The organism is Exiguobacterium sp. SH3S3, assembly GCF_004337115.1.
Lineage (GTDB): Bacteria > Bacillota > Bacilli > Exiguobacteriales > Exiguobacteriaceae > Exiguobacterium > Exiguobacterium aurantiacum_A.
Genome location: NZ_SJUU01000002.1, coordinates 52,352 through 78,534, shown reverse-complemented (window position 1 = coordinate 78,534; position 26,183 = coordinate 52,352). Strand labels below are relative to the sequence as shown.

General features: G+C 51.8%; 26 protein-coding genes. 23 read left to right on the top strand and 3 right to left on the bottom strand.

Translation table 11 applies throughout. The annotated features are described in order from the left end of the window. Positions 1-37: 37 nt before the first annotated feature. The 6 genes from mdh (at position 38) to coaE (ending at position 7,866) form a co-directional block, all read left to right on the top strand. Positions 38-973 carry a malate dehydrogenase gene (gene mdh, locus EVJ28_RS02155; protein ID WP_070326939.1) on the top strand — a complete coding sequence of 312 codons (936 nt, stop codon included), beginning with the start codon at positions 38-40 and terminating at the stop codon, positions 971-973. Positions 974-1,169: 196 nt separating this feature from the next. Next, positions 1,170-1,874 carry a response regulator transcription factor gene (locus EVJ28_RS02150; RefSeq protein ID WP_131487911.1) on the top strand — a complete coding sequence of 235 codons (705 nt, stop codon included), beginning with the start codon at positions 1,170-1,172 and terminating at the stop codon, positions 1,872-1,874. A gap of 20 nt (positions 1,875-1,894) precedes the next feature. After that, positions 1,895-3,598, top strand: coding sequence for a two-component system histidine kinase PnpS (gene pnpS / locus EVJ28_RS02145; RefSeq protein ID WP_236634009.1), 1,704 nt, complete (start codon positions 1,895-1,897; stop codon positions 3,596-3,598). A gap of 207 nt (positions 3,599-3,805) precedes the next feature. Next, entirely contained in the window at positions 3,806-6,403 is a 2,598-nt protein-coding gene (polA, locus tag EVJ28_RS02140) for a DNA polymerase I (RefSeq protein WP_131487907.1), read from the top strand. Between the two features lie 20 nt (positions 6,404-6,423). Continuing rightward, a complete protein-coding gene (gene mutM / locus EVJ28_RS02135; RefSeq protein WP_131487905.1) occupies positions 6,424-7,248 on the top strand; it encodes a DNA-formamidopyrimidine glycosylase in 825 nt (274 codons plus the stop codon). Positions 7,249-7,260: 12 nt separating this feature from the next. Next, positions 7,261-7,866, top strand: a complete 606-nt coding sequence (gene coaE, locus EVJ28_RS02130) for a dephospho-CoA kinase (RefSeq protein ID WP_131457960.1) — start codon at positions 7,261-7,263, stop codon at positions 7,864-7,866. A gap of 16 nt (positions 7,867-7,882) precedes the next feature. Here the strand turns inward: coaE and EVJ28_RS02125 are convergent, their stop codons facing one another. Further along, a complete protein-coding gene (locus EVJ28_RS02125; protein ID WP_131457961.1) occupies positions 7,883-8,365 on the bottom strand; it encodes a site-2 protease family protein in 483 nt (160 codons plus the stop codon). 155 nt (positions 8,366-8,520) lie between these two features. Here EVJ28_RS02125 and EVJ28_RS02120 point away from each other — a divergent pair, with 155 nt between their 5' ends. The 8 genes from EVJ28_RS02120 (at position 8,521) to EVJ28_RS02085 (ending at position 16,667) form a co-directional block, all read left to right on the top strand. Further along, positions 8,521-9,552, top strand: a complete 1,032-nt coding sequence (locus EVJ28_RS02120; protein WP_131469731.1) for a glyceraldehyde-3-phosphate dehydrogenase — start codon at positions 8,521-8,523, stop codon at positions 9,550-9,552. 231 nt (positions 9,553-9,783) lie between these two features. After that, positions 9,784-10,170: an adenosylmethionine decarboxylase gene (gene speD / locus EVJ28_RS02115; protein ID WP_114167243.1), complete on the top strand. Its 387-nt coding sequence runs from the start codon at positions 9,784-9,786 to the stop codon at positions 10,168-10,170. 111 nt (positions 10,171-10,281) lie between these two features. Then, positions 10,282-10,653, top strand: a complete 372-nt coding sequence (locus EVJ28_RS02110; RefSeq protein ID WP_070326947.1) for a hypothetical protein — start codon at positions 10,282-10,284, stop codon at positions 10,651-10,653. 12 nt (positions 10,654-10,665) lie between these two features. Continuing rightward, positions 10,666-11,133, top strand: coding sequence for a transcriptional regulator NrdR (gene nrdR / locus EVJ28_RS02105; protein WP_035385865.1), 468 nt, complete (start codon positions 10,666-10,668; stop codon positions 11,131-11,133). Between the two features lie 42 nt (positions 11,134-11,175). Continuing rightward, positions 11,176-12,525, top strand: a complete 1,350-nt coding sequence (locus EVJ28_RS02100; RefSeq protein ID WP_131487903.1) for a DnaD domain protein — start codon at positions 11,176-11,178, stop codon at positions 12,523-12,525. 5 nt (positions 12,526-12,530) lie between these two features. After that, the gene (gene dnaI, locus EVJ28_RS02095) at positions 12,531-13,445 is read left to right on the top strand and encodes a primosomal protein DnaI (protein WP_070326949.1); all 915 of its coding nucleotides are present in this window, start codon (positions 12,531-12,533) and stop codon (positions 13,443-13,445) included. A 308-nt stretch (positions 13,446-13,753) separates the two neighbouring features. Beyond that, positions 13,754-15,691: a threonine--tRNA ligase gene (gene thrS, locus EVJ28_RS02090; protein ID WP_131457967.1), complete on the top strand. Its 1,938-nt coding sequence runs from the start codon at positions 13,754-13,756 to the stop codon at positions 15,689-15,691. Positions 15,692-15,803: 112 nt separating this feature from the next. Further along, complete coding sequence (locus EVJ28_RS02085; protein WP_131457999.1) at positions 15,804-16,667, top strand: DUF1002 domain-containing protein; 864 nt, start codon at positions 15,804-15,806, stop codon at positions 16,665-16,667. Positions 16,668-16,996: 329 nt separating this feature from the next. On the opposite strand, the gene EVJ28_RS02080 is transcribed toward EVJ28_RS02085, so the two are convergent. After that, positions 16,997-17,206 carry a hypothetical protein gene (locus EVJ28_RS02080; RefSeq protein ID WP_131457968.1) on the bottom strand — a complete coding sequence of 70 codons (210 nt, stop codon included), beginning with the start codon at positions 17,204-17,206 and terminating at the stop codon, positions 16,997-16,999. A 348-nt stretch (positions 17,207-17,554) separates the two neighbouring features. Between EVJ28_RS02080 and infC the strand changes: the two genes are divergently transcribed. From infC to pheT, 9 genes are all read left to right on the top strand, one after another. Further along, positions 17,555-18,085: a translation initiation factor IF-3 gene (infC, locus tag EVJ28_RS02075; RefSeq protein WP_131457969.1), complete on the top strand. Its 531-nt coding sequence runs from the start codon at positions 17,555-17,557 to the stop codon at positions 18,083-18,085. Positions 18,086-18,115: 30 nt separating this feature from the next. Next, positions 18,116-18,310, top strand: coding sequence for a 50S ribosomal protein L35 (gene rpmI, locus EVJ28_RS02070; RefSeq protein ID WP_016508031.1), 195 nt, complete (start codon positions 18,116-18,118; stop codon positions 18,308-18,310). A 28-nt stretch (positions 18,311-18,338) separates the two neighbouring features. Then, the gene (gene rplT / locus EVJ28_RS02065) at positions 18,339-18,698 is read left to right on the top strand and encodes a 50S ribosomal protein L20 (RefSeq protein WP_016508086.1); all 360 of its coding nucleotides are present in this window, start codon (positions 18,339-18,341) and stop codon (positions 18,696-18,698) included. A gap of 86 nt (positions 18,699-18,784) precedes the next feature. Then, positions 18,785-19,039 carry a hypothetical protein gene (locus EVJ28_RS02060; RefSeq protein WP_070326953.1) on the top strand — a complete coding sequence of 85 codons (255 nt, stop codon included), beginning with the start codon at positions 18,785-18,787 and terminating at the stop codon, positions 19,037-19,039. 23 nt (positions 19,040-19,062) lie between these two features. Then, positions 19,063-19,545, top strand: a complete 483-nt coding sequence (locus EVJ28_RS02055; RefSeq protein WP_131457970.1) for a dUTP diphosphatase — start codon at positions 19,063-19,065, stop codon at positions 19,543-19,545. A gap of 25 nt (positions 19,546-19,570) precedes the next feature. After that, positions 19,571-20,647, top strand: a complete 1,077-nt coding sequence (locus tag EVJ28_RS02050) for a M42 family metallopeptidase (protein ID WP_131487901.1) — start codon at positions 19,571-19,573, stop codon at positions 20,645-20,647. A 1-nt stretch (position 20,648) separates the two neighbouring features. Beyond that, positions 20,649-21,395 (top strand): TrmH family RNA methyltransferase, encoded by a 747-nt coding sequence (locus tag EVJ28_RS02045; RefSeq protein WP_131469729.1) that lies wholly within the window; start codon positions 20,649-20,651, stop codon positions 21,393-21,395. A 299-nt stretch (positions 21,396-21,694) separates the two neighbouring features. Continuing rightward, positions 21,695-22,717 carry a phenylalanine--tRNA ligase subunit alpha gene (gene pheS / locus EVJ28_RS02040; protein ID WP_131457973.1) on the top strand — a complete coding sequence of 341 codons (1,023 nt, stop codon included), beginning with the start codon at positions 21,695-21,697 and terminating at the stop codon, positions 22,715-22,717. Between the two features lie 12 nt (positions 22,718-22,729). After that, entirely contained in the window at positions 22,730-25,105 is a 2,376-nt protein-coding gene (gene pheT / locus EVJ28_RS02035; RefSeq protein ID WP_131457974.1) for a phenylalanine--tRNA ligase subunit beta, read from the top strand. 47 nt (positions 25,106-25,152) lie between these two features. Here pheT and EVJ28_RS02030 read toward each other — a convergent pair whose 3' ends face one another. Then, positions 25,153-26,175, bottom strand: coding sequence for a PTS sugar transporter subunit IIC (locus EVJ28_RS02030; RefSeq protein ID WP_131458000.1), 1,023 nt, complete (start codon positions 26,173-26,175; stop codon positions 25,153-25,155). Positions 26,176-26,183: the final 8 nt, after the last annotated feature.

The following is a 26,183-nucleotide window of genomic DNA, read 5'->3' as shown; positions in this document are numbered from 1 at the left end:
GCACTCAAGTTTGGACTAAACCAAGGGGGAGAGCACAATGATTCGTCGCAACAAGATTTCTGTTATCGGTAGCGGATTCACGGGGGCCACGACGGCACTATACTTGGCTCAAAAAGAGTTAGGAGACGTCGTCCTTCTCGACATGCCAGAGTTTGAGAACCCGACGAAAGGAAAAGCGCTCGATATGCAAGAAACGGCGCCGATTCAAGGATTTGATTCATTGATCACCGGGACGTCGGATTACGCCGACACGGCTGATTCGGACATCGTCGTCATCACGGCCGGTATCGCCCGCAAGCCGGGCATGAGCCGGGACGACCTCGTCACGACGAACGCTAGCGTCATGCGGTCGGTCACGAAAGAGATTGTCAAGTATTCACCTGACGCGATCTTGATCGTCTTGACGAACCCGGTCGATGCGATGACGTATACGGTGTTCAAAGAGTCGGGCTTCCCGAAAGAGCGCGTCATCGGCCAGTCCGGTGTGCTCGACACGGCGCGGTTCCGGACGTTCGTCGCTTCGGAGTTGAACGTCTCTGTGAAAGACGTGTCCGGGTTCGTCCTCGGCGGTCACGGCGACGACATGGTGCCGCTGATCCGCTATTCGTATGCAGGAGGCATCCCGCTCGAGAAGTTGTTGCCGAGTGAACGCATCGACGCGATCGTCGCGAGAACGCGTAAAGGCGGCGGTGAGATCGTCCAACTCCTTGGCAACGGTTCGGCGTACTACGCGCCGGCCGCGGCCATCGTCGAGATGGTGGAAGCGATTTTAAAAGATCAACGCCGCATCTTACCGGCCATCACGTATCTTGATGGAGAGTATGGCTTCCGTGACCTGTATCTTGGCGTGCCGACGGTTCTCGGTGCGAACGGGATCGAGCGTGTGCTCGAACTTGACCTGACGGACGAAGAACAAGCCGCGCTCAAGCGCTCGGCTGACTCGGTCCGTTCCGTCTTGAACGTCCTAACTTGAAAGCAAGTCTAGTCTGCGTCGCAGGCTAGACTTTTTTTGTTGGATTCGTTTTTCTTCCAAGCGTGCTAAACTGGAGATAGACAGTGGATTTGTTTTGTTTTTGTAAAGAATTGCTTTGAAGTTGGTCGCGAGTGGGATTGATTTGTAAAATAGGTAGTGTAAACGACTGAACAGATAGATTCGAGGAGGAACTAGTGTGGCCGATAAAGTAATTGTTGTGGATGACGAAGTATCGATTGCGACGTTATTAAAATTTAATTTAGAACAAGCCGGATTTGAGGTCGAGACGGCCCATGATGGAAAAGCGGGGCTTGAATTAGCCGAGAAACAAGACGCGGTGTTGATCATCCTCGACTTGATGTTGCCGGAGATGGACGGACTTGAAGTATGTAAACGGCTGCGCCAACAAAAAGTGAACACGCCGATCTTAATGTTGACGGCAAAAGACGACGAGTTCGATAAAGTGCTCGGTCTCGAACTTGGTGCTGACGACTATTTGACGAAACCGTTCAGCCCGCGCGAAGTCGTGGCCCGGGTCAAAGCGATTTTGCGCCGGTCAGGTCCCCAGGAAACGACGGCGGTCGATGCCGACGTCATCGAGATCGGGGACGTCAAAATCATCGCTTCGAACTATGAGGTCTTCAAAAAAGGCGAACGTCTCGAATTGACGCCGAAAGAGTTTGAACTGCTGGCTTATCTCGCCAAAAACAAAGGCCGTGTGTTGACGCGTGATCAACTGCTGTCAGCCATTTGGAACTATGATTTTGTCGGTGATACGCGCATCGTCGACGTCCATATTAGTCATTTGCGTGAAAAAATTGAGCCGGTGACGAAGAAGCCGACGTACATCAAGACGATCCGAGGCCTCGGCTATAAGATGGAAGAACCGATGCCCGAATGAAGACGTATCGCTCGCGTTTTTTGACGACACTCATCCTGCTCGTGACGGGCGTGTTGCTGACACTCGGGATCGTGCTCGGTCAACTGTTCAAAGATTTCTATTTGGACTCGGAGCGCGACCGGTTGAAAGAAGACGCCCAACTCGCCGCTTTGTATTTGGACGGGGGTGAACTTGAGCAGATTCGTGACTACGTTCGACAAATCGACGATGAGAGCAGTTTCGACATCTTGCTGTTGAACCGCCGGATGGAAGTGATTGCTGGCACGCCGTTCCGCGTCGGAGCGTTCGAATACCGGATTGACGCCAACGCGATTCCGGCTAACGGTGCGTTCGGCAACGCGACACGCGACGATTTGATCCAGTTTACGAAACCAATCGAACTGTCGACCGGTGAGACGGTCTACCTTAGCTTCATCCGTTATATTTCTGACTTAGAGGGTGTCTACAACCGGATTTGGCTGACGGTCGCGCTCGCATTGTTCTTCTCATTTTTCCTGATTCTATTCGTCCTCCACAATTTGACGAACCAGTTCATCCGGCCAATCGATGAGGCGACGATCGTGTTACGCGAACTCGCCGACGGGAATTATCGGGCCCGTGTGTATGAATTGCGCAACGATGAAGAGACGGGAAGTCTGGCCGGATCGATCAACGTCCTCGCTCGTAACTTAGAGACGATCTCGCTCGGGGAGTCGGTGCAACGGGCAAGGCTCGAGTCACTGATCGAGTATATGGGAGCCGGTCTGTTGCTCGTCGATGAACGCGGTATCGTCACGCTCGTCAACCGATCGTACCGGGATATGTTCCAATATGACGATTTGATGATCGGCCAGTTTTACCATGGCATTTTACCGAGTCCGGACGTCGAGACATTGATCGAGGACGTCTATTTGACAGAAGAGCCGCAACGTCGCCAGCTATCGATTCGAATCGGGTTCAATCAGAAGACGTATATGGTGTCAGCTGCCCCGATCTTTAGCGATACCGGCATGTTGCGCGGCACGACGCTATTGTTTAATGACATCTCCGAACTGAAACGGCTTGAGAAAATGCGGAAAGATTTCGTCGCGAACGTGAGCCATGAATTGAAGACGCCACTCACTTCGATCAGAGGCTTCAGTGAGACGTTACTCGACGGGGCGAAAGAAGTGCCCGAGTTGCGCGATCAATTTTTGGATATCATCCAAAAAGAAGCGACACGCATGCAAATGCTCGTCGAGGACTTACTCGAACTGTCGCGGCTCGAGCAGGAAAATTTCCATTTGGAGTTCACACCTGTCCAACTCAATCAGCTCGTCGAAGAAGTGTGTCTCGTCTTAAGCCAGAAGGCGGAGCAAAAATCAATCCATCTTGAGGCGCGTCACGAAGGTAGCGTCGTCCTGCAAGCGGACTTGAATCGGATCAAGCAAGTCATCTTGAACCTTGTCGCGAACGCGATCAACTATTCGCCTGAAGGTAGCCGGGTCGAGATTACGGTCGAGAAGCGGGAGACGACGGCGCGCTTGATCGTCAAAGACGACGGGATCGGTATCGCTCCAAAAGAAGTGAGCCGCATATTCGAACGGTTTTACCGGGTCGACAAGGCCCGGAGCCGGAATTCCGGAGGGACCGGCCTTGGCCTCGCCATCGTCAAGCACATCGTCGATCTTCATCACGCGACGATCCATGTCGAAAGCGTCGAAGATGAAGGGACGACGTTCACAATCGAATTCCCGCTCGCTTAACAAGGAATTTATGTCGCGTTCACACGACCTTTACAAACAGATGCTACTCTATTGATGAGACCTCTTCATCATCTCGTATCCCGGCCGGTGCTCATCTCCACTCGGTCGAGAAGATTGACCCTTTTCTAGTAACTAGAAAAGGGTCTTTTTTTCGAACGCATGTGCCCGTATGATATGATGGATACAGAAGAGAATGGAGGTTGGACGATGAATAAATTACTGCTTCTCGATGGAAACTCACTGACGTATCGTGCGTTTTTCGCGTTGCCTCCGATGACGGATGCATCGGGACGAAACACGAACGCGGTGTATGGATTCACGATGATGCTTTTAAAGTTGATGGAAGACGAGCAACCGACGCATTTCGCGGTCGCGTTTGATGCGTCGAAGAAGACGTTCCGCCACGATACATATGCGGACTATAAAGGTGGGCGGCAGAAAACACCAGGTGAGCTCCGCGAACAGTTCCCGATCGTTCGTGAACTGTGTGAGGCGTTCGGAATCAAAGTGCTCGAGCTCGATCAATATGAGGCTGATGACATAATCGGGACGCTGTCGAAAAACGAGGCGTTCGAACAAGTCACGGTCGTCACGGGTGATAAAGATTTACTTCAACTGATTGATCAGCGGGTCACCGTCTACTTAACAAAACGTGGCATCACTGACGTCGAGACGATGGACGAGGCGGCGTTCCACGAACGTTACGAGGGCTTGGCACCTCGCCAAATGATCGATCTCAAAGGGCTGATGGGCGATAAATCCGATAACATACCGGGAATTCCGGGTGTCGGCGAGAAGACGGCGCTCAAGTTGCTGTCAAATTACGGCTCGGTCGAAGGGCTGTATGAACATACACATGAGTTAAAAGGGAAGCAAAAAGAAAAAGTCGAGGCGAACGAGCAGGAAGCCCGGATGTCAAAACAACTCGCGACGATCCATACGGACGTCCCGATCGACGTCGGTGTGGACGACTTACGGTTCCATCCGTATGACGCGGCAAAAGTCAAACCGTTGTTCATGAGCCTTCAGTTCAAATCACTGATCGGCAAGCTGAACACCGATGCGACGACGGAAGAGGCGGCAGAAGCGCGAGACGTGACGCACGTCGGCATCGAACAGCAAGATTTGACAGAAGCCGTCCTGTTTCTCGAACAGCTGCGAGACGACTATTTCGAAGACGACATCATCGGTGTGGCAATCGCGTCGAAAGTCGGTGTGACCGTCGGGGATATGTCGTTGTTAGACGTACCGGACGTGAAGGTGTGGCTAGCGGACGAGACCCGGAAAACGATCTGTTTGGATGCCAAACAGACGATCATTCAATTGAAACGGAACGAATTGACACTTCGCGGCTACGAAGACTTGCTCGTCGCCGGTTATTTGCTCAACTTGTCGGGCGGAACGACGCTCGATTCGATCGCCGCGCACTTCGATTACGCGTTGCCTGAAGACGAGGCCGTCTACGGGAAAGGGGCGAAACTGCACGTGCCGGAACAAGCGGTGCTCGACCAGCATCTCGGCGAGAAGGCGATGGCCATCTTCACGTTGTTCGCGAAAGTCATTCCGGAGATCAATCAAAATGAGCAGACGTCACTTTATCAAGATTTAGAACGTCCGCTTGCCTCGGTGCTCGCGGAAATGGAGTGGGCCGGGATTCACGTCGACGTGGCGACGCTTCAAGCGATGGAAACCGATCTCAGGGACCGGCTCGATCAGCTCGAGACAGAAATTCACGGGTTGGCCGGCGAAACATTCAATATCAATTCGCCGAAACAGCTTGGCGTCATCTTGTTTGAAAAGTTGGTACTCCCACCCGTGAAGAAGACGAAAACCGGATACTCGACGGCGGCCGACGTGTTAGAGAAGCTAGCGCCGCTCCATCCGATCGTCGAACATATCATGCATTACCGTGAGCTCGGAAAACTGCAGTCGACGTACGTCGAGGGCTTGCAAAAAGTCATCAAAGCGGACGGGAAGATTCATACACGCTACACGCAGACGCTCACACAGACAGGGCGACTGTCATCGGTCAATCCGAACTTGCAAAACATCCCGATTCGACTCGAGGAAGGACGCCGAATCCGTAAGGCGTTTACGGCAAGTCAGCCGGGCTGGGTGCTGTATGCGGTCGACTACTCGCAGATCGAGCTCCGGATCATGGCGCATATGTCGCAAGACGCGAAGATGCTCGAGGCATTTTTGAATGACGAAGATATTCATACGTCGACGGCGGCGAACGTGTTCCGTGTCGCCAAAGAAGAAGTGACGTCGCTCATGCGGCGTCAAGCGAAGGCGGTCAACTTCGGGATCATCTATGGCATCAGTGATTATGGATTGTCGCAAAACCTCGGGATCAGCCGGAAAGAAGCGCAGACGTTCATCGACACGTACTTCGAGCAGTTCCCTGGCGTGAAGCGCTTCATGGATGCCGCCATCGAGCGGGCGCGGGAACATGGGTACGTCGAGACGATGCTCAAACGTCGCCGTAACATCCCGGACATCCATTCCCGCAACTTCAACTTGCGCGGCTTTGCCGAACGGACGGCTATCAACACGCCGATTCAAGGGACGGCGGCGGACATCATTAAAAAAGCGATGATCGACGTCGATACGGCGCTTCGAGCATCGGGCCTGCAATCGAAACTATTGCTTCAAGTTCACGATGAACTCATCTTTGAAGGACCGCTTGCTGAGACGTCCGCGCTTGAAAAACTTGTGAAGCAGGCGATGGAACATACGATCACTCTCGACGTCCCGCTTCGGGCGGACGGCTCGTTCGGTGAGACGTGGTTCGACACGAAATAAAGTAAAGGAAGGAAATCGATATGCCAGAATTACCAGAAGTAGAGACGGTCTGTCGCCGACTGCGACCGTTCGTCTCCGGAAAGACGATTCAAGACGTCGATGTACGCGACGCGAAAATCATTCGTGGACATGAGGCCGACGTGTGGGTACAACAGTTGATCGGCGAGACGATGGTCGACGTCGAGCGGCGCGGCAAGTTCATTTTATTTAAATTGACGAACGGCTACCTCGTCTCCCATTTACGGATGGAAGGGAAATTCTTTCCGCACAGCGAAGTCGTCGATCCGGTCAAGCATACGCACGTCGTCTTCACGTTCACCGACGGTACGAGCCTGCACTATAACGACGTCAGGAAGTTCGGCACGATGGAACTTCGGACGAACGACGAGTTGTTCGTGACGCCGCCGCTGTCGCTGCTCGCGCTCGAGCCGTTCGACCCTGAAGTGACGGCCGAAACGTTGCACGCCCGTCTGAAACGCATGAACGTGAGAGCAATCAAGACGGCGTTGCTCGATCAATCGATTTTTGTCGGTCTCGGCAATATTTATGTCGACGAGACGTTGTTCCGGGCACGGATTCATCCGACCCGGCCAGCAGCCTCGCTTTCACTCACTGAAGTTGAGACCGTCCGTCAAGAAGCGGTCGCCGTGTTATTAGAAGCGATCGAGCGGGGCGGAAGTACGATCCGCAGCTATACGAATCCGGACGGGGAGGCCGGAACGTTTCAAGAGACGCTCTACGTCTACGGACAGACCGGTGAACCGTGTAACAATTGCGGCCGGCCGATTGAAAAGATGAAACTAGGTGGACGGGGGACGCATTACTGTCCGCACTGCCAACAGTAAGAGGTGGACACAATGTTGAAAATTGGTTTGACAGGCGGCATCGCGACAGGGAAGTCGACGGTGTCCCGCCTATTCCGACAACAAGGGATCCCGATTATCGATGCCGACAAGATTGCCCGTACCGTCGTCGACCCTGAAGGTAAAGCTTACTCTGCTGTCCGAGAAGCGTTTCCGCGCTGTTTTGAAGGTGAGCAGTTGAACCGGCCGGCGCTCGGGCGAGAGATCTTCCATGATGAAGCGAAGCGGAAATTGTTGAATCAGCTCATGCATCCGGCGATCCGGGAAGAGATGCAGGAGCAGATGCAGATCTTTGCGGCAGCAGGGGAAGCTGTTGTCATCTTTGACATCCCGCTCTTGTTCGAAGGGACGATGCGTGACCTCGTCGATTATACGGTCGTCGTCTATTGCCGGGAAGAGATGCAGTTGATGCGTCTCATGGAGCGTAACGGCTTGACGAAAGAAGAAGCGCTCGCAAGGATCCACTCGCAAATGCCGATTGAAGAAAAGAAGCATCACGCTGACTTTTTAATCAACAACAACGGGGCGCTCGGGGACTTGTTGCCCCAAGTGACGCGTCTCGTCGAACAATTTCAAGACATGAAAAAAGAAGGCGACTGACGCCTTCTTTTTTTGTTCAGTTGAGCGGGTCTGAGTCCGGTCCCCCTTTTTTCCATGTGTCGAAAATGGCGCGCCCGTCGCTTGGATGTCCGTTCGAGTAATAGATCGGATAGAGCGAGAAGAACACATAGTAAAACGAGAAATAGGCGAACTGATACGTGTAGAGGGTCGGTTCAATCTCCCGTGTCAGGATAAACCCGTTCACAATCAAGATACTCGATAGATTGAAGATCGATCCGCCCGCGTAGACGATACTCCTCGTCAAGCGATTACTGTATTTCAAGTCTGAGAATTGGCACCAGGCGTCATAGAAGTAGACGCGGTTAAACTGCATGCGCCCGACCTTGAATAGTTTCTTCCCGGTCCCGATCTCCATATCTAGTGATCCCCCGAATAATTTCGCAAAAAAGAAATGACCGAATTGATGGATAATTGTCACAATCGGTAAGATGATAAAAAACGAGATGACAAATTGGTCTAAGTCTGTCCAATCAAACATATAACGTAGCTCCTTTCCAAAGCTCTACACCAAATTTCCCTCTTTTTCAAAAACGAAACTGTAAAAAAGTGATAAAAATGTGACGATACATAGTGAAAACGCTTCCATTTTTCCGTTATAATGGTGTCGTAACGCAGAAAAAAGGGGGAACTGGAATGGGGACGAAAGTTGCAATCAACGGGTTTGGACGAATCGGGAGAATGGTGTTTCGTAAATTGATGATTGAAGGGCGTCACGACGTCGTGGCGATCAATGCGAGTTATCCGGCGGAGACGCTTGCTCACTTAATCAAGCACGATACGGTCCATGGGCCGTTTGAGCTCACTGTTCGGGCGCATGGGGATATGCTCGTTGTCGACGGGAAACAGATTCGGTTAATCGCAGAGCGTGATCCGGAACGATTACCATGGAAAGAACTAGATGTCGAGATCGTCGTTGAGGCGACGGGGAAATTCAATTCGGACGTCGGGGCGCGCAAGCATTTGACGGCCGGGGCGCAGAAAGTCATTTTGACGGCGCCGGGAAAAGGCGACTTACGGACGATTGTGATGGGGGTCAATGATCGCGAGTATATGCCGGAGCAAGACCATATCATCTCAAACGCCTCTTGTACGACGAACTGCCTCGGACCTGTCGTCAAAGTGCTCGATTCGACGTTCGGCATCGAGACAGGACTTGTCACGACCGTACACGCCTACACGAACGACCAGAACAATATCGACAATCCGCATAAAGATTTACGCCGGGCCCGGGCTTGTGGTGGCTCGATTATACCGACGTCGACCGGGGCAGCCAAGGCGATCGGCCTTGTGCTTCCCGAGCTGCAAGGCAAGTTGAACGGAATGGCGCTTCGTGTCCCGACGCCAAACGTCTCGCTCGTCGATCTCGTCGTCGAGCTACGTCGTGATGTCACGGCCGCCGAAGTGAACGAAGCGTTCGAACGGGCCGCTTACGGAGAAATGACCGGGATTCTCGGTGTCTCGAACGAACCGCTCGTCTCAATCGACTTTAATGGAGACGAACGCTCCTCGATTATCGATGCGGATTCGACGATGGTGCTCGGCGGCAACCACGTCAAAGTGCTCGCTTGGTATGACAACGAATGGGGCTATTCGTGCCGCGTCGTCGATCTTTTGGATATGGTGGCGAGCTACCTGCAAATTGGCCAACAAGAAACGCACGCTTGAGAAAAATATATTCCGTCAAAAATATTTTAACGAATTCAAACAAATAGCTTGTATCGACGTCCCAAACAGGATACACTCAATCTCGTGAACTTCAATTGGTCTGACAAACGCAACTTAAAGGGTTAGGACCTCTTTGGACTAACTTGCCCCCGTGGTTGTGGGCGATTCAGGCACAAAGTGAGTGATCATCAACTACTTTGAGACCATTGATGTAAAGGGGGATCCACTAATATGGATACTATGGGACGTCACATTATTACAGAACTTTGGGAGTGCAATCCCGACAAATTGAACGATATCGACTACATCGAGCGTTTGTTCGTCGATGCAGCACTTCGCTCGGGCGCTGAAGTCCGCGAAGTCGCTTTCCACAAATTCGCGCCGCATGGTGTGAGTGGGGTCGTTATCATTTCAGAATCACATTTAACGATTCACAGTTTCCCAGAGCATGGTTACGCATCAGTCGATGTGTTCACATGTGGGGACCGGATCGATCCAGCGACAGCTTCACAATACATTGCTGAAGGCTTGGAAGCGAAAGTTCGCGAAGACGTCAAACTTGACCGCGGTATGGGACCGATTCGTGTTCCAGAAGCACAAGTGGCGATCAACAAATAATCCGATTGACCTTTTGGGGCTGGCCGATTTTCGGTCAGCCTTTTTAATTGTTTTGTTAAGTCGTTAATTTTGATATGCTTAACGTATATAAATTAGGTGCCGAGGTGGACAATGGGATTACTAGACAAGTTTCAAACACATATCCAAACGGATGATACGCATAAAAATGAGGCGTTGCGCACGCGCTATTTCGCGACGTCGCCGAACGCAGTCCTGACATGGTTAGATGAACGAATTAAAACGGAGGGGCAGACGGTGCGCCGGATCGACGCCGAGCGAGGCGAGCTCGCCTTTTACGGTGACGGTTGGGACGCGTTGGCCACAGTCGTTCAAGTGGACGGAGGGCGGACCGCCGTCGATTTCACGATGAATCGTGAACAAATGCTCGGTCCTGACCTGAAACAAGTTGTCGCTGCGTATTATGATGCTTTACAAAATAAGTTCCCACTCCGTGCCATCGGGAATCAATCTGTCGAACGATAAGGAGGGCTGAGCATGCGTTGTCCTAAATGTGATCATAACGGAACGAGGGTGCTCGACTCCCGACCAGTCCAAGATTATTATTCGATTCGACGCCGTCGCGAATGTGAAAAGTGCGGCTATCGCTTCACGACGTTTGAAACGGTTGAACAGACGCCGCTCATCATCGTCAAAAAAGACGGGAACCGCGAAGAGTTCAGTCGAGAGAAAGTTCTGCGCGGGATCATTCGCGCCTGTGAGAAACGACCGGTCACACTCGAGCAACTCGAGGGTGTGGTCACGAAAGTCGAACAACAGTTACGGGCGCTCGGACAGTCCGAGATCCCGAGTGAACAAGTCGGCGAACTCGTCATGAACGAACTGGCCCGCGTCGATGAAGTGGCGTACGTCCGCTTCGCATCGGTCTATCGACAGTTTAAGGACATCTCTGTGTTCTTTAAAGAGTTAGAGGATTTAATGAAACAAGAAAAATCGACCAACTAAAGGGGCGGCCTTCTGGTCGTCTTTTTTCAGGGGAGAAACGTTATGGAAAAAGAACGGATTCTTTACGGGACTGATGAGCTATTGATCATGAGCACTGGGCTCATTGATCGCGAGTCTTATCAGTCACTTTATCATTTATATCAACCCGTCATCGGCGTGAAGGCGCTCGCGTTGTATCAAACGCTTTGGAGTGAATTGAAGCCGGGCAAAATGAAGTCGAACTATATATCACATAGCGCCTTGTGTGAAATGCTTGATTATTCGATCAACGAACTGGCGGACAGTCTATTCCGGCTCGAAGCGATCGGCCTCGTCCGGACGTACAAGACGAAAGACGCACGGCTGACGCAATACGTCTATCAACTGAGAGTCCCGCTCGCGCCCCACACGTTCCTAAACGATGGGCTGTTATCGAGTTTTCTCTTCTACAAAGTAGGGGAGGTACGATTCAAGCAGTTGCAAGGACGGTTCACGATCGACCCGTTACCGGCAGGCATCGTCGAAGTGACGAAAGATTTCAATGAAGTGTTCGACGTCAAAGGGGTCAACCAGATGGCGTTCACGCAAAAAAATTATGAGAAGCCGGACCGCGCCAAGATCGAGATCAACTATACGTTCGATATGGATATCGTCAAAAAACTGGCAAACTTCCCAATCGGCTTCTTCACGAAGAAGTTAGACGAGACGATCACAAAACTCGCGTACGTGTCGCAAATCGATGAAGAGACGATGGCCGAGATGCTAAAAGAGTATTTCGTTCACGAAGCGTACTTACCGCTCAGCGAACAAGAGAAGCGTGATGGTTGCCGGCAGATGGTATTACAATTGAAGAAAAAACAGACGCGACATCGTAAAGTGAAGTCGGACGAGACGGAGCAGGCGGAGGTCGGCGATCTGCATGACGCAACGGTCATGGAGGAAGCGCACCCGCACCAGTACGTATCGACGCTTCGGAAGACGCCACAACTCTCGAAAAGTGACGAACAGCTCATCATCGAGATGGTCGATACACTCGGTCTCGCACCAGGTGTGATCAACGCGCTGTTCTATTATTGTATCGAAGTGAAGAAACAGACGCGGCTCAGCGAGAATTACGTGATGCGCATCGCCACGAGTTGGAAGACGGCGGGCTATTTGCACGCGGGTGACGCGTTAGAACGTGAAGCGACGCAAGACGCGTTGATCGAGAAGAAGCAACAAAAACGTGAAAACGTCCAGCGTACGACGGTCGGCTCGCGTCGGAAAGACAAGACCGAATTACCGAAATGGCTCGAAGACGATGCGAAAGAGCAACGGTCTTACGATCAGAAGCGAAAAGAGGCGCTCGAATCATCAGTGCCAGATGACGCGGAACTCGTCAAATTGTTGAATGAACTGAAAGAGAAAGGATGAGCGACATGGAACGGATCAATCAGACGCTCGCCCAGATGATGAATCGTAAAGAAGTGCGGGAAGCGTACGAGTCGATTCGCAGACGAACTCTCGAGCACCCTGGTGTCATTACATTTTTAAAGGCGCATCCAGAACTCGACGAGACGGCGATTGAAGTCGGATTTACGAAACTGAGCGAATATGCCGAGCAGATGGACGGGAAGAAACTTGTCGATGAACAAGCCGTCATCCCCGGGCATCAGCCGGTCCTTTATGTCGATCTCGGTCAAATTGCGATCCGCTATGAAGAGACGGTCGCTCACCGCCAGGCGAGACGTCAAAAAGAGATGGATCGAAAGTTCAAGAGCTTATTTTTACCGGAAGAAGTGCGGGAAGCGAGCTTTCAATCGTTTGATTATTCGGACGATGCCCGAAAGATCGCACTCCGTGAGGCGATGCGATTCGTCTCGGGGATGAAGACGCGTCAAAAAGTGAACGGTCTTTACTTGTACGGCAGTTTCGGGGTCGGGAAGACGTACTTGCTCGCCGCGATCGCCAACGAACTCAAAGTCGCCGACATCGAGACGATTTTAGTCCACGCTCCAGGATTCGTCTCGGAAGCGAAACGTAAAATTCGTACCGATTCGTTCGATTCATTTTTGACCTCGTTCCAGCACGTGCCGATTTTGTTGATTGATGATATCGGCGCCGAGGCGATCAGCCCGTGGGTACGAGACGAACTGTTCGGGATCATTTTGCAGTACCGCATGATGCATCGTCTGCCGACGCTCTACAGCTCAAACTTCAGTAGCGAAGAGCTCGAGACGCACTTCTCGATTGACGGATCGCCGCAAAACAAGATGAAAGCGCAGCGGCTCATGCAACGGATCTCGACGACAACGACACAGATCGAACTGAAAGGCGAAAATCGTCGCCGGTAAAGGATTGTATTTCTCGAACGAGTTGACTATACTAATAACCATATAACTGATGCATAGAAGAGGATACGAGACATCGTCACGGGTTTCAAAGCGAAGGAAGAATGGTGAGAGCTTCCTAAACACGCCGATCGACTTACTCCCTCGGAGCACCGCACGGGTCAATCGTGCGGCGATTCACACTCGTTATCGTGTGTTCGAGCCAAGCTTACAGCTTGGGAACGAGGGTGGTACCACGAGAATCAAAGCTCGTCCCTTTCATAGGGATGGGCTTTTTTTATTTTTTTCAAATAGAGAGGGGAAGTAGACACATGATTCAATTGACATTTCCAGATGGGGCAGTCAAAGCGTTTGAAGCTGGTATCACAGCAGAAGAAGTAGCCGGTTCGATTAGCCCGGGACTTCGTAAGAAAGCCATCGCCGCAAAAATCGATGGCGAACTGATCGATTATCGTCGTCCGATCGAGCGCGACGGTCAAATCGAGCTCGTCATGCCGGACTCGGAGGCAGGCCTCGACTTGATGCGCCATTCATCTGCTCACTTGATGGCTCAAGCGATCAAGCGGTTGTACGGCGAAGAGGGGACGATTCATTTCGGCATCGGACCGACGATTGAGAACGGGTTCTATTACGATATCGAGATGGACCGTCGTATCAATGAAGAAGATTTGCCGGAAATCGAGAAGATGATGAAACGGATCGTCGACGAAAACCTCGACATCACACGTGAAGTCGTCACGCGCGACGAAGCGCTCGAGCGTTACAAACAGCTCGGCGACCCGCTCAAAGTCGAGTTGATCGAAGATATCCCGGCAAGTGAGACACTTACGATTTACCATCAAGGTGACTTTTTTGACCTTTGCCGGGGACCGCACGTCCCGTCGACGTCGAAATTGAAAGTCTTTAAATTGATGAGCGTCGCCGGTGCTTACTGGCGCGGAGATTCTGACAACAAGATGTTGCAACGGATTTACGGTACGGCGTGGGCGACGAAAGAACAGCTCGCCGAGCATTTGCGTCTGCTTGAAGAAGCGAAAGAACGCGACCATCGTAAACTCGGGAAAGAACTTGATTTGTTCTTCGTCTCGCAAGAAGTCGGCCAAGGCTTGCCGATGTGGCTCCCGAAAGGTGCCTCGATTCGTCGCACGGTCGAGCGTTACATCGTCGACAAAGAGCTCGAACTCGGCTATCAGCATGTCTATACGCCGGTGCTCGGTTCGGTCGATTTGTACAAGACGTCAGGTCACTGGGATCACTATCAAGACGACATGTTCCCGAAAATGGAGATGGATAACGAAGAGCTCGTCTTGCGCCCGATGAACTGTCCGCACCATATGACGATCTATAAGCATGAGCCGCGCTCATACCGTGAGTTGCCGCTCCGTATCGCCGAGCTTGGCGGCATGCACCGCTATGAGATGTCAGGTGCTTTGACAGGTCTACAACGTGTCCGTTACATGGTATTGAACGATGGACACACGTTCGTGACACCGGAGCAGATGAAGCAAGAGTTTAAAGATATCGTTCACTTGATCCAAGAAGTGTATGCCGACTTCGGGATTAAAGATTATCGGTTCCGCCTGTCTTATCGCGACCCAGCCGATAAAGAGAAATACTTCGACAACGATGCGATCTGGGAATCGGCACAGCGTCAATTGAAAGAAACGATGGACGAACTCGGCCTGCCATACTTCGAAGCGGATGGCGAAGCGGCGTTTTACGGACCGAAACTCGATGTCCAAGTCCGGACAGCGCTCGGGAAAGAAGAGACGCTGTCGACAGTCCAACTCGACTTCTTGCTTCCAGAGCGTTTCGATTTGACGTATACAGGTCCTGACGGCAAAGATCATCGTCCAATCGTCCTCCACCGCGGTGTCGTGTCGACGATGGAACGGTTCGTCGCCTACTTGATCGAAGAGTACAAAGGTGCCTTCCCGACATGGCTCGCGCCAGTCCAAGTCAAATTGATCCCGGTGTCTCACGTCCATGATGCTTATGTGGCTGAAGTGAAAGCAAAACTGTTATCACGTGGTGTCCGTGTCGAGACAGACCTTCGGGATGAGAAGTTAGGCTATAAGATCCGTGAAGCACAGATGAAGAAGATTCCGATGACGCTCGTACTCGGTGATAAAGAACGTGATGAGCGTTCGGTCAACATCCGTCGCTACGGTCAACAAGAACAAGTGTCGGCAACGCTTGATGAGTTCTTGACGTCCCTCACTGAAGAAATCGCGAATCGTTCACGGTAAAGGCAGGCCATCCTTCAACGGAAGGGTGGTCTTCTTTTCGGTCCAGAGACGGATGCGCAATGTATGAAAGAACACGTATGGTAGAAGAAAGGAGTGATTCAGTTTGAATTATATGAAACCAATTATCGCGCTGACGATCGGGACGGTCGTCTCGACTAGCATGATTCCTAAAGTAAACGCCGAAGCGATCGTCGACGATACAATCGTCACCCTCGGGGAGACATTATCAGCAGAGCAGCGAGACTGGGTGCTCGAGCGTGTCGAAGCGCCAGCAGGAATCGAACCGATTATCACGACTGCAGCTGACGAAGAGAAGTATTTAGGTGACGCCGTACCCCAGGCACAACGTGGCGGCGGCATGTACTCATCGGCACGCATCAAGCTGACTGAGGGGACGGGTCTTGATATTCAAACCGAGAACGTCACGTGGGTGACGGAAGATATGTATGCGAACGCGCTCGTCACGGCCGGGGTCACTGACGCTGATATTTACATCACGTCCCCGATCCGTGTGACCGGGACGTCTGCGTTGACAGGTATTATGAAGGCGTACGACCAGACGGCTGACGAGACTGGGATTCAACTGACCGAGGAACGTAAAAATCTCGCGCAAGAAGAACTTGCGGTCACGTCAGAAATCGGGAAGACGGTCGGTCAAGAAGATGTGGCCGGGCTGATGAATGAGATCAAAGCGGAAATCGCGAATCAAATGCCCGAGACGAATATTGAAATTCGTGATATCGTCATTCAAGTGTTGAATCAAAACAACGTTCAATTGTCAGATACGCAATTGAACCAGCTGACGACGTTGTTCGAGAACATGCAACAAGCCAACTTGGATTGGACAGCGATCAGTGATGGGTTAAAAGGAACGGGCCAAGACGTGCAGGCGTTTCTAGAGACGAAAGAAGTGCAAGGTTTCTTTGCGCGGCTGTTTGAGTCGCTCAGTAATTTCTTCAAGTCGTTGACGAACTAAACGAAAAAGCAGAGCGAAGGCTCTCAGGCTGTTGACGAACCAGGTCGCTAAAAGCAATCTGGTTCGTCTTTTTTTATGTGCGAAGACTTCGAGGCGCTCTGCCCGACATAAAATTGAAGAAATGCTATGTAAACGGCCGCCAGATGGCGACCGTTTGCGTTGCTCGTCCGACGACGCCCCGACTCCCGCAGGAAAGCAATCTGACGGAGACCCAGCAGCGACGTGAGTCGCGATGCGGCTCCGGGATTGCCTGCGGAAAGCGTGGGCGCCGGAAGGACGAGCGATATCAATCATGTTAGTCAACAAGCTGAGAGCGAAGGCTCTGCTTTTTAATACCAACGTTTATGGATATAGTCCCGAGCAGACTCATGGTCATCGACGATCTTCAACGTGATGCGGTTCATCTCTTCAAGCAGATCGGTCAATACAGCTTCAAGTTTGGCGTCGTTCACTTCATGGTGACGCATCGTTTCTTGGACGATATGTTTGATTTGATCATGATAATCGTGATCTTGTTTCACGTCTTTTCTCCAGTTCATCCTCATCGCCTCCTTTTTTATTTTATTCCCTTTGAAAAGGTATTGCGAAACGACGGAATGACTGTTATTATCATAAAAGTGCGAGCTATCAATTATTCATGCGCGAATTCTTGACATCTTTTTCTGCTAGTGTTAAGATGACTTAGTGAGTAAATACAACAAAGCAGAAGCGCCCGCTTCTCACCTCGTCCGAATCGGTTCGGTCAGGTCCATCATGTACGTAATTCAGTTTCGGTGTCTTGCCGTTCTGAGTACGCAATGATGTGTGGGCGGGAAACTGCCGACGCTTTTTTTGTTACTATTACTATGTTGTCTTATTTAAAAATCTAAAACTCGTGCAATCGCACGATGGAGGTGCTAACCATTAGCAAAGAGCTCTTTATCAACGAAAACATTCGTGCCCGTGAACTTCGTCTTATTGGAGCGGACGGTGCACAACTCGGTGTACAATCGCGTAGTGAAGCATTACGCTTGGCGGAAGAAGCTGAACTTGACCTCGTCTTGGTCGCTGACAAAGCAAACCCACCGGTCGCTAAAATTATGGACTACGGTAAATACCGTTTCGAACTCCAGAAAAAAGAGAAAGAAGCGCGTAAAAACCAAAAAGTCATCCAATTGAAAGAAGTACGTCTCAGTCCTACAATCGAGGACAACGATTTCCAAACCAAATTGCGTAACGCTCGCAAGTTCCTTGAAAATGGAAACAAAGTGAAGGCGTCGATCCGTTTCCGCGGACGTGCCATCACACACTCGGAAATCGGCAGACGTGTTATGGAAAAATTGGCGGCGGAATGTGCCGACTTGGCAATAGTTGAACAAAAGCCGAAGATGGAAGGACGCAGCATGTTCTTAGTGCTGGCTCCGAAGAAAGAAGATTAATCATCGAGTCATAGTGGGGAGGAAATACTCATGCCGAAAATGAAATCGCACCGCGGTGCTTCTAAACGTTTTAAACGTACAGGATCAGGTAAACTCAAACGTTCACACGCTTTCACAAGTCACTTGTTCGGTAACAAATCGACGAAAGCGAAACGTAAGCTCCGTAAAGGTGCTATCGTATCAGCTGGAGACTACAAACGTATTCGCAACATGATTGCGAAGTAATACAGAAGGAATTTAGGAGGGAAACTATATGCCACGCGTAAAAGGCGGTTATACGACTCGTCAACGTCGTAAAAAGCAAATCAAACTTGCCAAAGGTTATTATGGCTCGAAACATATTCTATTTAAAGTAGCAAAACAACAGGTCATGAAGTCACTCATGTACGCATACCGTGACCGTCGTCAAAAGAAACGTGATTTCCGTCGTATTTGGATCACACGTATCAACGCGGCAGCACGTATCAACGGTCTTTCATACAGCCGTATGATGCACGGACTCAAGCTTGCAGGGATCGACATCAACCGTAAGATGCTTGCTGAGCTTGCAGTATCGGATGCACAAGCGTTCGCTTCACTCGCTAACACAGCTAAATCAAAATTGAACGCGTAATCGTTCAATCGAAAGCGCCGAGACTCTATCTCGGCGCTTTCTTTTTTCTCGTAAATTTCTTAAGATGAAGATAAGGAGGACACGCTATGGATCAATCTATCTTGGCCATCGTCGCGTTGGCGCTCATCGCTTTAAACGTCTATACGTATTTTCAGGCGAAGCAGTATACGCACGGTGAAGGGAAGTTCAACGTGCTATACGCCTATGCCGGAGGAGCCATTGGAGCGTTGTTTGGACTTCATTTGACACGCCAAAAGACGGTTCATGCCCCAAAAAGCATGCAAATACAAGTATTGATTTTAGCAGTGGGCTGGTCTTTAATGATTTTAGTACTGCTTTAAGTGGAGAATAGGAGGAGCAACCGGTGAACTGGACAACATTATTTGATCGGCAACGTGAATTAGATGAGCGGATCAAACAAGAACATCAACTATCCGGCAACCAATTCGATGAACGGCTACTCGCTTTACTCGTCGAACTCGGTGAACTCGCCAATGAGACCCGAAGTTTTAAATTTTGGTCAACGAAAGGCCCGTCGCCTCAAGACGTGATCTTAGAAGAGTACGTTGACGGTATCCATTTCTTACTGTCACTCGGACTCGCCCTCGGATACGAACGGGAGTCGTTCCCGGCAGGAAGCTCGTATCTTGACGCGACTGATGCTTTTTTAGATATCTTTCGAAAAGTGACGAATTTTGGTTTGTCGAAGACAGAAGCGATGTACGAGACGCTGATGGCGGCATATCTCGAACTAGGCTATACGCTAGGTTTCAACGAGAAATTGATTCTGACGGCGTATGTATCGAAGAATGAAGTCAACCATGAGCGACAAAATCAAGGCTACTAATGGAGTCGAAAGGGAGCGATACGAGATGAATGAAACTTTACATATGCTAAAACGACTGACGGATGCGACTGGCGTTCCGGGAAACGAAGGGGAAGTCCGTTCACTCATGCGCGAGTATCTCGAGCCCCACGTCGAGGCGTTCGAACAGGATGGTCTCGGTAGTCTGTTCGGCCGTGTGACAGGGAACGGTGAGGGACCGCGTGTCATGATTGCCGGTCATATGGACGAAGTCGGCTTTATGGTCACACGCATCGAAGATAGTGGTTTCCTGCGCTTCCAAGCACTCGGTGGCTGGTGGAACCAAGTATTGCTCGCTCAACGCATGGACGTCGTCACACGCTCTGGAGAGAAAATCCCAGGCGTGATCGGTGCGAAGCCACCGCATGTCCTTCCAGCCGAAGCTCGTAAAAAACCGGTCGAGATCAAAGACATGTTCTTAGATATCGGAGCGACGTCAAAAGAACAAGTCGTCGAGTGGGGAATCCGTCCAGGTGACACGGTCGTGCCGCATTGCGAGTTCACGGTCATGAAAAATGAAGACTTCTTGATGGCGAAGGCATGGGATAACCGAATCGGATGTGCGATCGCGATTGAAGCGGCCAAACGTCTGAAAAATGATGCGCCAGGAACCGTCTTCTCGGGGGCCACGGTTCAAGAGGAAGTCGGATTGCGTGGAGCCGTCACAGCGGCAAACTTGATTAAACCGGACGTCGCGATTGCCGTGGATACGGGTATCCCAGGTGATACGCCAGGTATGACACCGGCAGAAGGTTTGTCAAAACTTGGTGAAGGCGTTCAAGTCATCTTCTTTGATGCGACGACTGTCACGAACCCGCGCCTCATCGACTTGATCGTCGAAGTCGCGAAAGCAGAAGACATTAAGTATCAGTTAGATTTGACACCGGGCGGCGGCACCGACGCCGGACGGTTCCATTTATCAGGAGTCGGGATGCCGGCTGTCGCGCTCACGGTTCCAGTCCGTTATTTGCATACGAACGTGTCAATCATCCATAAAGCCGATTATGAAGCGGCCATCGATTTAGTCGTGGCGCTCACCAAGCGGTTGGATAACGAAACGGTTCAATGGTTGAAAGAGGGATAATATGACGAAAATCACGTCTACGAAAAGCGAGACGATTAAGCGTTTGAAGCGCTTGATGACGAAAAAAGGCAGACAAGAGTCTGGGCAATTTTTAGTTGAAGGTGAACACTTGGTCGACGAAGCGATCCGGGCCGGACGACTCGTCCAATTGATTATGGGCGAATCCTATCGTCCGAAAAGTTCATGGCGTCTAGATGAGATGCCGGTGCTCGAACTGTCCGACCATGTCGCCGATCTGTTATCAGAAACAGAGAAGACGCAAGGGGTGTTCGCTGTCGTCAAGATGACGCCGGTCGAACGCAAGATGAAGCATGTGCTCGTCCTTGACCGCATTCAAGATCCGGGTAACCTCGGGACGATGATTCGGACAGCAGACGCAGCCGGATTTGATACCGTGTTTCTCGGCAAAGGTACGGTCGACCCGTTCAATGCCAAAGTCGTACGGGCGACGCAAGGATCGTTGTTCCATGTGAACATTCAATCGGTCGACTTGCTCGACACGTTGCCGGAACTGAAAAGTTTAGGGTTTCACGTCTATGGGACGGCACTCTCGAATGCGAAGTCATACGACCAAGTCGCGTTCAACGATCAAATCGCGCTTGTCATCGGGAATGAAGCACAAGGCGTCCATGACGACGTGCTCGCCCTTTGTGACACACGTGTCCACATTCCTGTAATCGGAGAAGCCGAGTCATTGAACGCGGCAGTCGCCGCCGGCATTCTCATGTATCGCATCGCGCTACAATAACCTTGTCACCGCTTGAGAATCGTGATAATTTAGAAACATCGAACAATATAGGTAAGACGTTGAAAGAGCATAGTACGCGAACCCCCGAACGAGCACAGGGAGCATCGGCCTAGATTGAGAGCCGATGCCGAGGTCGGCGCTGAATTCACTCTGGAGTCGTGTTGGAGACAACACCGAACTGGCATCCCGATACCGATGCTCTCAAGTGGGCCTGATCGGCCAAGTAGGGTGGTACCGCGTTTATTCGTCCCTTCAGTCATCGACTGAAGGGACTTTTTTTTGTAGAGGAGGAAACATTGATGAAAGAACAGTTAGAACAATTACAACGTGAGGCACTTCAAGAAATTGAAACGGCGTCATCACAAAAAACGTTGAATGACGTCCGGATTAAGTATTTAGGTAAAAAAGGCCCGATGACCGAAGTATTGCGCGGGATGGGCAAGTTGTCCGCCGAAGAGCGCCCGGTCGTCGGTGAACTCGCCAACACGGTGCGAACGACGATTCAAGAGGTGTTAGAGGCACGGATCGAGGACGTGAAGGCGGTCGAGCTCGAAGCGAAACTCGCAGCCGAGACGATCGACGTCACGCTCCCTGGTCGAACGGCACTTCCGGGACATAGCCACTTGCTGCAACAAATCGTCGACGAGATGGAAGACTTGTTCGTCGGTCTCGGGTATACGATTGCCGAAGGCCCAGAAGTCGAAACCGATCTGTACAACTTTGAAATGCTGAACTTGCCGAAAGATCATCCGGCACGTGACATGCAGGACTCGTTCTACATCACGGACGAGACGCTGCTGCGGACGCATACGTCGCCGGTGCAAGCACGGACGATGCTCGATGCGGACGGGAAACCGATTCGCATCATTTGTCCGGGCAAAGTGTACCGTCGCGACGAAGATGATGCGACCCATTCACACCAGTTCATGCAAATCGAGGGACTTGTCGTCGATGAGCATATCTCGATGGCCGACTTGAAAGGCACGCTTGAAGTGTTCGTCAAGCAACTGTTCGGTGAGACACGAGAAATCCGGCTTCGTCCAAGTTTCTTCCCGTTCACAGAGCCGTCCGTTGAAGTCGATATCTCATGCTTCAAGTGTGGCGGCAAAGGCTGTAACGTCTGTAAAGGGACAGGGTGGATTGAAATTCTTGGAGGCGGGATGGTCCATCCGCGCGTCCTCGAGATGGCGGGCTACGACGCGACGAAAATGTCTGGCTTTGCTTTCGGGATCGGTGTCGAACGGATGGCGATGCTCAAACACGGTGTCGATGATATTCGTCACTTCTATACAAACGACTTACGTTTCATCGAGCAATTCTAAGGAGGATCATACATGTTATTATCGAAAAAATGGTTGAACCAATATATCGACGTCTCAGACTTGAGCGGGCAAGCGTTAGGCGATTTGATCACGAAAAACGGGATTGAAGTCGAGAGTGTGACAGACCGCTCTGAAGGATTGAAAGGTCTTGTCGTCGGACACGTCCTCTCATGCGCGAAACATCCAGAGGCGGACAAGTTGAGCGTGACGACGGTCGACGTCGGTGACGACAGCCCTGTCCAAATCGTCTGTGGTGCACCGAACGTCGCGGCCGGACAACATGTCATCGTCGCAAAAGTCGGCGCAAGACTACCTGGCCTTAAAATCAAAAAAGCAAAACTTCGTGGCGTCGAGTCGCAAGGCATGATCTGTTCGCTCGAAGAACTCGGTTTCGAGAAAAAACAGATTCGCGAAGACGAACAGGACGGCATCCATACGTTCCGGGAAGAAGTTGAAGTCGGAGCGGACGTCATCAGCTTGCTCGATCTCGATGACGAAGTGATTGAACTCGGATTGACGCCGAACCGTTCGGACTGCCTTAGCCTATACGGCATCATTCATGAAGTCGCGGCGATTTTAGAACGCCCGTATACGTTGCCAGCAGCCGATGTCGAAACGGATACACCGAACGACGTGTCTGTTCGACTCGAGACAGACAACTGCACATACTACGCGACGCGACGCGTCGACGGGGTAACGATTGGCGAGTCGCCACAGTGGTTAAAAAACGTCTTGATCGCGGAAGGTGTGCGCCCGATCAATAACGTGGTCGATGTGACGAACTACGTCATGCTCGAACTCGGTCAACCGCTCCATGCGTTTGACACGTCTAAGCTCGGCCGTACCATTTTGGTTCGCCAAGCCCAGGACGGAGAAGAAATCGTCACACTTGACGATGCGACGCGCACACTCGACTCATCGATGATGGTCATTACCGATGGACAACATCCGGTCGCGATCGCTGGAGTGATGGGCGGAGCGAATACCGAAGTCGACGCGACGACGACGAGCATCATCCTGGAGTCGGCTTATTTCACGCCGGCCTCGGTCCGGAAGACGAGCCGAACGCTTGGTCTTCGTTCCGATTCAAGCGCCCGTTTCGAAAAAGGAGTCGATCCGGAACGTTTACTCCTCGCGCTTGACCGTGCCGCTGCGCTGATCGTCAACGTGAGCGGCGGGACAATCAGTGAACCCGTCATCGCTGGAAGCAAAGCGTCCGACGCCCGCACGATTGACGTGTCAATCGATTATATTAACCATCGACTCGGGATGGATCTCGACCAGACGACGATCAAACAGATTCTAAAGCGGCTCGGGTTAGACGTGACAGGAGACGAAGCGTTGACGGTTCACGTCCCGTCGCGGCGACCGGACCTAGAAGTGCCGGCTGATATTACGGAAGAAGTGGCGCGACTATACGGATACGACAGCCTTCCGTCGACGCTCCCAGCATCGCAGTCGAAAGGCTACCTGCCAAAAGACAACGTACTTCGTCGTCAAGTGCGCCGCGTCCTTCAAGGAACGGGCTTGTCACAAGCGATCACTTACTCGCTCACGAGCGAGCTTCATGCGTCACGGTTCGACGGCGAGGGAGCGACGACTGTCCGACTCGCCATGCCGATGAGCGAGGAGCGTTCGGTGCTACGGACGTCACTCGTTCCGGGATTGCTTGAAGCGGCCCGTTATAACACGGCGCGTCAACAAGCGAACGTCCGTCTATTTGAGACAGGACGTGTGTACGTAGAGCACGGAGAGACGTTACCACGCGAAACGGAACGCGTCGCGGGCGTAGTGACAGGACTTTGGTACGATCACCGCTCGCAAGGAACACGCGTCCCGGTCGACTACTTCGTCGCGAAAGGCATCGTCGATACACTCATGCGCTCGCAACGCATCGACGTGACATATGAAGCGGCCGTCATTTCAGACATGCACCCTGGCCGCACGGCGAACGTTCTCATCGCAGGGAACGTCGTCGGATACGTCGGACAAGTCCATCCGGCCGTGTCGAAAGACGCATACGGCTTGAAAGAAGTGTACGTCTTCGAGCTCGACCTTGGCGCATTGAAGTCTGAAGCGATGCTCGTCTATCAAGACGTACCACGTTCCCCATCGATTTCGCGAGATCTTGCGCTCGTGTTGAAGCGTGACATTCCGGCCGGTCAAGTCGAGGCGACGATCAGACAGGCGGCTGGTCCGCTCTTGATCGAGCTCGCTCTGTTCGACGTCTACACGGGCGATAACGTCGGTGAAACGGAGAAGTCGATTGCCTTCTCGCTCAAATATCAAGATCCGACGCGTACACTTCTTGATGAGGAAGTGACAGCGTCGTATGATGCAATCATCGAAGCAGTCAAAATCGAATATGGCGCAGAAGTACGCGCTTAACAGACAACAGCGATTCCCTTTATTGTGGGAATCGCTGTTTTTAGAATTCATTGAACTTCAAGCGCCAAGTCACCGAACTTCGTCCAACCGACGAGGCAAGTCACTTTATAAAGAAGGAATGTGATGACAGCCGGTAGGATGACGCCGGTGCCGACGAAGATGAGAAACGCTTCCATGCCCTGTGCGGCAAGGATATTGAGCGGGGCGATCATTGAGTTCAAGCCGAGCCCGGCAATCTCATATGGTACCTCGAGTGAGAACCAAAGCGTCGCGATCGGAGCGCTGATCATCGCGGCGATGAACGGTGGCATGACGACCCGTGGATTTTTGACGACGTTCGGGAACTGGACTTTCGGTGTGACGAAAAACGATGCGACTAAGCCACCTGGGTCGGTTTGGCGATAAGCCATGAGCGTGAAGCCGACGAATTGAGCGGTACAGCCGATCAAGGCGGCGGCACTCGCGACCGGGTCGAGCTGAAGCGCGATCGCAAGCGCGGCTGATGAGGCAGGTGACATGAGCATGACACTGAAGACGAGAGCGATGACGAGTGACGTTGCGATCGGTGATGTGTTGACCGACGAAGTGATGCTCGCGCTGATCGAGTTGATGAGCGGTGTCGTGACGGCAGCGGCACCGACACCGACGATGCCTCCGCCGAGCACGGCCGTGACCGGGACGACCATCATATCGAACTTCGTCTTACCGAGGACGCGTTTGCCTAACCAGACGGCCGCCGCTGCGGCAATCAAGGCACTGATCGGTTGACCGGGGACGAGGACAAGCCCGCTCTCCGTCGCTTGAAGAGCCGCACCCCCGACGGTCGCCGCAATCATCGAACTGAATAAGATGAGGGTGTTGCCGCCGAGCTGATAGGCGACTCCGGCACCGAGCGCCGGGGCGAGTAGTGACTTCGCGACTTGTCCGATCAAGACGAGCGTCTCGATTCCGGCCATCTTACCGATCGTTTCAATCAAGAGTCCGACCCCGAGTGTGACCAAGACGGCGCTAGCCATCCCTGCTGATATTTTAATCATCCGATCCATTGCGTACTGTTTCACTTCCATCATCTCCTCTG

Bases quoted from the DNA above. Each gene is read 5' to 3' on its own strand.
- mutM (WP_131487905.1), top strand. From the start codon at position 6,424: ATGCCAGAATTACCAGAAGTAGAGACGGTCTGTCGCCGACTGCGACCG.
- EVJ28_RS02120 (WP_131469731.1), top strand. From the start codon at position 8,521: ATGGGGACGAAAGTTGCAATCAACGGGTTTGGACGAATCGGGAGAATG.
- thrS (WP_131457967.1), top strand. From the start codon at position 13,754: ATGATTCAATTGACATTTCCAGATGGGGCAGTCAAAGCGTTTGAAGCT.
- EVJ28_RS02085 (WP_131457999.1), top strand. From the start codon at position 15,804: ATGAAACCAATTATCGCGCTGACGATCGGGACGGTCGTCTCGACTAGC.
- nrdR (WP_035385865.1), top strand. From the start codon at position 10,666: ATGCGTTGTCCTAAATGTGATCATAACGGAACGAGGGTGCTCGACTCC.
- polA (WP_131487907.1), top strand. From the start codon at position 3,806: ATGAATAAATTACTGCTTCTCGATGGAAACTCACTGACGTATCGTGCG.
- EVJ28_RS02060 (WP_070326953.1), top strand. From the start codon at position 18,785: ATGGATCAATCTATCTTGGCCATCGTCGCGTTGGCGCTCATCGCTTTA.
- dnaI (WP_070326949.1), top strand. From the start codon at position 12,531: ATGGAACGGATCAATCAGACGCTCGCCCAGATGATGAATCGTAAAGAA.
- EVJ28_RS02125 (WP_131457961.1), bottom strand. From the start codon at position 8,365: ATGTTTGATTGGACAGACTTAGACCAATTTGTCATCTCGTTTTTTATC.
- EVJ28_RS02050 (WP_131487901.1), top strand. From the start codon at position 19,571: ATGAATGAAACTTTACATATGCTAAAACGACTGACGGATGCGACTGGC.
- EVJ28_RS02110 (WP_070326947.1), top strand. From the start codon at position 10,282: ATGGGATTACTAGACAAGTTTCAAACACATATCCAAACGGATGATACG.
- rpmI (WP_016508031.1), top strand. From the start codon at position 18,116: ATGCCGAAAATGAAATCGCACCGCGGTGCTTCTAAACGTTTTAAACGT.
- EVJ28_RS02100 (WP_131487903.1), top strand. From the start codon at position 11,176: ATGGAAAAAGAACGGATTCTTTACGGGACTGATGAGCTATTGATCATG.
- infC (WP_131457969.1), top strand. From the start codon at position 17,555: ATGGAGGTGCTAACCATTAGCAAAGAGCTCTTTATCAACGAAAACATT.
- coaE (WP_131457960.1), top strand. From the start codon at position 7,261: ATGTTGAAAATTGGTTTGACAGGCGGCATCGCGACAGGGAAGTCGACG.
- rplT (WP_016508086.1), top strand. From the start codon at position 18,339: ATGCCACGCGTAAAAGGCGGTTATACGACTCGTCAACGTCGTAAAAAG.
- mdh (WP_070326939.1), top strand. From the start codon at position 38: ATGATTCGTCGCAACAAGATTTCTGTTATCGGTAGCGGATTCACGGGG.
- EVJ28_RS02030 (WP_131458000.1), bottom strand. From the start codon at position 26,175: ATGATGGAAGTGAAACAGTACGCAATGGATCGGATGATTAAAATATCA.
- EVJ28_RS02045 (WP_131469729.1), top strand. From the start codon at position 20,649: ATGACGAAAATCACGTCTACGAAAAGCGAGACGATTAAGCGTTTGAAG.
- EVJ28_RS02080 (WP_131457968.1), bottom strand. From the start codon at position 17,206: ATGAACTGGAGAAAAGACGTGAAACAAGATCACGATTATCATGATCAA.
- pheS (WP_131457973.1), top strand. From the start codon at position 21,695: ATGAAAGAACAGTTAGAACAATTACAACGTGAGGCACTTCAAGAAATT.
- speD (WP_114167243.1), top strand. From the start codon at position 9,784: ATGGATACTATGGGACGTCACATTATTACAGAACTTTGGGAGTGCAAT.
- pheT (WP_131457974.1), top strand. From the start codon at position 22,730: ATGTTATTATCGAAAAAATGGTTGAACCAATATATCGACGTCTCAGAC.